Origin of the sequence: Paraburkholderia phenoliruptrix, from assembly GCF_902859825.1 — a bacterium.
Lineage (GTDB): Bacteria > Pseudomonadota > Gammaproteobacteria > Burkholderiales > Burkholderiaceae > Paraburkholderia > Paraburkholderia phenoliruptrix.
On record NZ_CADIKB010000091.1, the window covers coordinates 1 to 3,839 of the forward strand.

Annotated in this window: 4 protein-coding genes; 1 reads left to right on the forward strand and 3 read right to left on the reverse strand. The window is 59.7% G+C overall.

Annotated features, from left to right (window positions below):
* Positions 1 to 904: 904 nt before the first annotated feature.
* Positions 905 to 2,671 carry an arsenical pump-driving ATPase gene (gene arsA / locus HV711_RS32915; protein ID WP_035486504.1) on the reverse strand — a complete coding sequence of 589 codons (1,767 nt, stop codon included), beginning with the start codon at positions 2,669 to 2,671 and terminating at the stop codon, positions 905 to 907.
* A gap of 13 nt (positions 2,672 to 2,684) precedes the next feature.
* Positions 2,685 to 3,050, reverse strand: a complete 366-nt coding sequence (gene arsD, locus HV711_RS32920; RefSeq protein ID WP_035486502.1) for an arsenite efflux transporter metallochaperone ArsD — start codon at positions 3,048 to 3,050, stop codon at positions 2,685 to 2,687.
* A 269-nt stretch (positions 3,051 to 3,319) separates the two neighbouring features.
* Here arsD and HV711_RS32925 point away from each other — a divergent pair, with 269 nt between their 5' ends.
* The gene (locus HV711_RS32925; RefSeq protein WP_035486512.1) at positions 3,320 to 3,496 is read left to right on the forward strand and encodes a hypothetical protein; all 177 of its coding nucleotides are present in this window, start codon (positions 3,320 to 3,322) and stop codon (positions 3,494 to 3,496) included.
* A 66-nt stretch (positions 3,497 to 3,562) separates the two neighbouring features.
* Here the strand turns inward: HV711_RS32925 and HV711_RS32930 are convergent.
* On the reverse strand, positions 3,563 to 3,839 hold a 277-nt coding region (locus HV711_RS32930), incomplete at its 5' end, for an ATP-binding protein (RefSeq protein ID WP_175145660.1).

The window sequence follows — 3,839 nt, forward strand, 5'->3', positions numbered from 1 at the left end:
CGGTTCTCCTTGGTTCCCTGTTCGGGAGGTTGGTCCTGGAAACCCGATTCTCTCGGATTCCACTGGCGAACCGCCGCCTTCAACCTTCAACTACGCCTGGGACATTGCCGGGGAATCCGAGACTTGTGTAGTGCATGGTGTGCACTACGACGCGCTAGGCACCAAGGTTACAGACACACTTGAGAAATGCGTTTCGCAGCCGAGCGATGAGTTGACGGGAGGCAGTGTGAACACATAGGCCGAGCGCGTCGCCGGTAATCCTGTTCGCGTTTCCGTACGTCACATTTCGCTTGTCGCTCGAGGTCGGGGCCAGACACTCCAAAAAAGCCAAACAGCAGTGGCTCGCTTAAGGCTGGCTTAAGTCTGCCCTGCGACGATAGGCACAGTTACCCCCCCTGTTAAGCCGCCAGCGAACCGGCGGCTTTTTTTTGTGCAGGCCGCAGACTCTGTCCACCCAGAGGATGCTACGCCAGGCGGCAATAGAGCGCAGGAATCTCAGGCATTCAGCCCCTGCGCTGTTGTGGATTGTTGTTCGCACTTTAAGACCACACAGGTGTCGACGGGCCTGTCCGCAACGCTTGTCGCCGAGTTTGAAATACCCGACGCCCTCCTACCGGTTTCCCGTTCCGACAGTATTCGTTTTTGCCTCTTAGGTCTTAATTCCGGCGCCGCAGTGCCGACCCTGGTTGGTGTTCTTATCGATGTGTCAGTGACGGCGGTCGTCGTGAAAGTATTGAACTCGGCACGGCGTTCGTAAGGACCGCGAGCGTGGCAACTCCGCCGCCTTATCGGGGCGGCCGTTTTTCGGAATCCCTGCAGCATTCTTTGAACAGACTCGCCCTCGTTTGAGCGCAAGCCCGCGGACGTTGCCCAATGACCAACGGTGCACTCCTCGCCACTACCTCTAGTCTATTGGCGGATGTCCGCGAGCTAGCTCTTCCAGCCCGTGCAGACCAACGGGCGGAGTCGCCTGCCACGGCAGCAACACAACCCGCTTCGCATCCTGCTTCATCACGCGCTCGATAAATGGCACCTCGTAGCGCCCTCGTTCGGCTAGTGCCGGGTCGTGGGTGCCGCTTGCGAGCAGACTCTGGTCAATGACCCAGGCATACGGTTCAATCTGGGCTCGCCGGAGGTCAGCTTGCAGTCGCTCCGCCTCATGAACAGGCGTCGCCTCGGCGAGCGTCACAATAAGAACGCGCGTGAAATCGGGGTCGCGCAGACGTGGCAGAAGCTGGCGCACCGCTTCTGGCATATCACCCTCGGTGCGCATGACTTCGCGATGATAGGCCTCCGCTGAATCCATCAGCAGGATGGTATGTCCAGTCGGGGCCGTGTCGAGTATCACGAAAGCGCCCCGGGCCTCATCCACCGTTCGCGCGAATGCGCGAAAAACCGCTATCTCCTCGGTACACGGCGAGCGCAGGTCTTCCTCGAGCATCGCTTTTCCCTGCGCATCGAGTTGAGCACCGGCCTTGGCAAGAACCTCATCGCGATAACGATTGACCTCCAGCTCCGGGGCGATGCGACTCACGGCTAAACTCGGCACCGACTCCTGGAGAGTCCACGCCACATGTGCGGCCGGGTCAGTGGTGGAAAGCAGGACTGCGTGTCCTCGCTGCGCCAGTTCAAGTGCTATTGCCGCGGCTACCGTCGTCTTGCCGACGCCGCCCTTGCCCATCGTCATGACAAGACCATGGCCCGCCTTCTCAAGGTCGTCAATGAGCGGCAAAAGGCCGCCAGGCAACTTCATGCTCAACGAGCTATCTGTCCTGGGCGCAGCAATCTGCTCCGGGTGCAAATACGCATGTAACGCGGTCAGCCCAACCAATCCCCTGGGGATGAAGCCCGTTTCGCTTCGCGCAAGTGCTGCGAGCCCCGGCGGCATTGCCTTTATCGCTGCAGCCTGCTGTTCTTCCATCGCGCAGGCAATGTCATCGTCAGAGGAAACGGCCTTGAAAACACCATTGACTGCGAGCACCAGGTTTCGAACCCCGAGGTCGGCCAGTTCGATACGGGTTCGCTCCGCCTCGCGGAATGCCGATGCCTCCGGCCGGGTCACCAGGACCACAGTAGTGCGGTCGCGGTTGGTCAGTTCGGCAACAGCCGCTGCGTACAGTTGCCTGTTTTGCTCGAGGCCTGCCAGAGGCCCCAGACACGAATTGCCGGTTGTGTTTGTCGACAAAAAATTGCTCCAGGCAGACGGCAGTGTCAGCAAACGCAGCGTGTGCCCCGTGGGCGCGGTGTCGAAAACGATGTAGTCGTACGCATTCGCGGTCGCACTACCGCCCAACAGGTCGGCAAAGGCGTCGAACGCCGCTATCTCGACGGTGCAGCCACCGGAAAACTGCTCCTCCATGCTGCGAATTGCCGCATCGGGCAACACTCCTCGATAAGGGCTAACCATACGCTCGCGGTAGGCCGCCGCGGCGAGTTCCGGGTCGATGTTCAGCGCGTGGAGGTTTGGAACCTTGGCAATTGGTGTCGGCCGCCCGGAAAGTTGAGTCTCAAGCACCTCATCGAGATTGGACGCCGGGTCGGTGCTGACAAGCAGCACGGTCTTACCCTTTTCAGCCAGTTGCAGCGCTGTTGCGCAGGCGAGCGACGTCTTGCCGACGCCGCCCTTGCCGGTGAAAAAGAGATGGCGAGTTGTAACGGCAGGAAGTGTCATATCGGTGCGCCGGTTAACATTCGCCGGGCTTGCAACTGCAGGCCCCGGCCTTGATGTGCGGCTTTTCGGCGGCGGGAATCTTGAGCCCAAGTTTCTGAATCAGTTGAGCTCGTGACGGATACACCCCGACGGAGATAATCCGGCCATCCACCGTTGCGATGGGCAGGCGGTCCATACCCGCATGCAACTCCCGGACCACTTCCGGATTGGCCGCAAAGGATGCCGCGTCGTGCCCGAGGCCGTGCCGAACGACTTCGACACCATGTTCAGCCAGCCACTGAAGGTCGGCGCTGAACTGAACCAGCGCCGGGTCTACGTCCACGCCGCAGACGCCGGTCGCGCAGCACATAGCCGGCTCAAACACATCAAGTTTGCTCATCGTTGCTCTCACGAATTTGACCTATGCTGCCAGAGCGCAGCCGCGTCCACTCCGTCATGCTCGTCCCTCTGAAGGACGAGTCGTTGACCTCGGTCAAGTCACAGACGATGGAACGGCACTTCCCCGCATGGAGAATCGACCCGCTTGCAAGTCGCCTCCGTCTGCTTCGTTGACAAGCGTCAAAGGAAGGTCGGTGCTGACATGTAGCCTTGTGTGCACGATGACTGCATACGCTCTGTCGTCGAGTCGCGCGTTCACAGGGAGGAGATATGAAAAAGCTTCTAGTTGCGATGGCTGTCGGTATTGCCTTGACATCCCCCGTGCTGCAAGCTGCTTCCAAAGACACAGCTGCGCCGCAAAGCAGTTCAAAAACGCCACCCGCCGGCGCTGCTGAGTTCGACAGGAATCTGGCGCAGCTCCAGGAGCAAATGAAGACAATTGGATAACGTCAAGCAGGATGGCCGGTTTACCGACAACCATCTTGGCCGGTCGACCGGGTTGATTGTCGGCGGTTATTCAGCCATGTTTGTCGCTCCTTCCTTTTGATTGTCGCTGGATGATTGTGGGCGCCGGCTGTTCTGTTTGTCGCTGGCGGTACGACGACGGTAGCTTTCGACATTCATCTCGAAGATCGTCGAATGATGGACGAGCCGGTCAATTGCAGCGACGGTCATGCCCGGATCCGGGAACACGTCGTTCCAGCCCGAGAACGGCTGGTTAGCCGTGATGAGGAGGCTACGGCGCTCGTATCTTTCGGCGATCAGTTCGAACAGCACGCTCGTTTCAGCC

Excerpts from the sequence above, each read along its gene's own strand:
- arsA (WP_035486504.1), bottom strand. The coding sequence starts at position 2,671 with ATGACACTTCCTGCCGTTACAACTCGCCATCTCTTTTTCACCGGCAAG.
- arsD (WP_035486502.1), bottom strand. The coding sequence starts at position 3,050 with ATGAGCAAACTTGATGTGTTTGAGCCGGCTATGTGCTGCGCGACCGGC.
- HV711_RS32925 (WP_035486512.1), top strand. The coding sequence starts at position 3,320 with ATGAAAAAGCTTCTAGTTGCGATGGCTGTCGGTATTGCCTTGACATCC.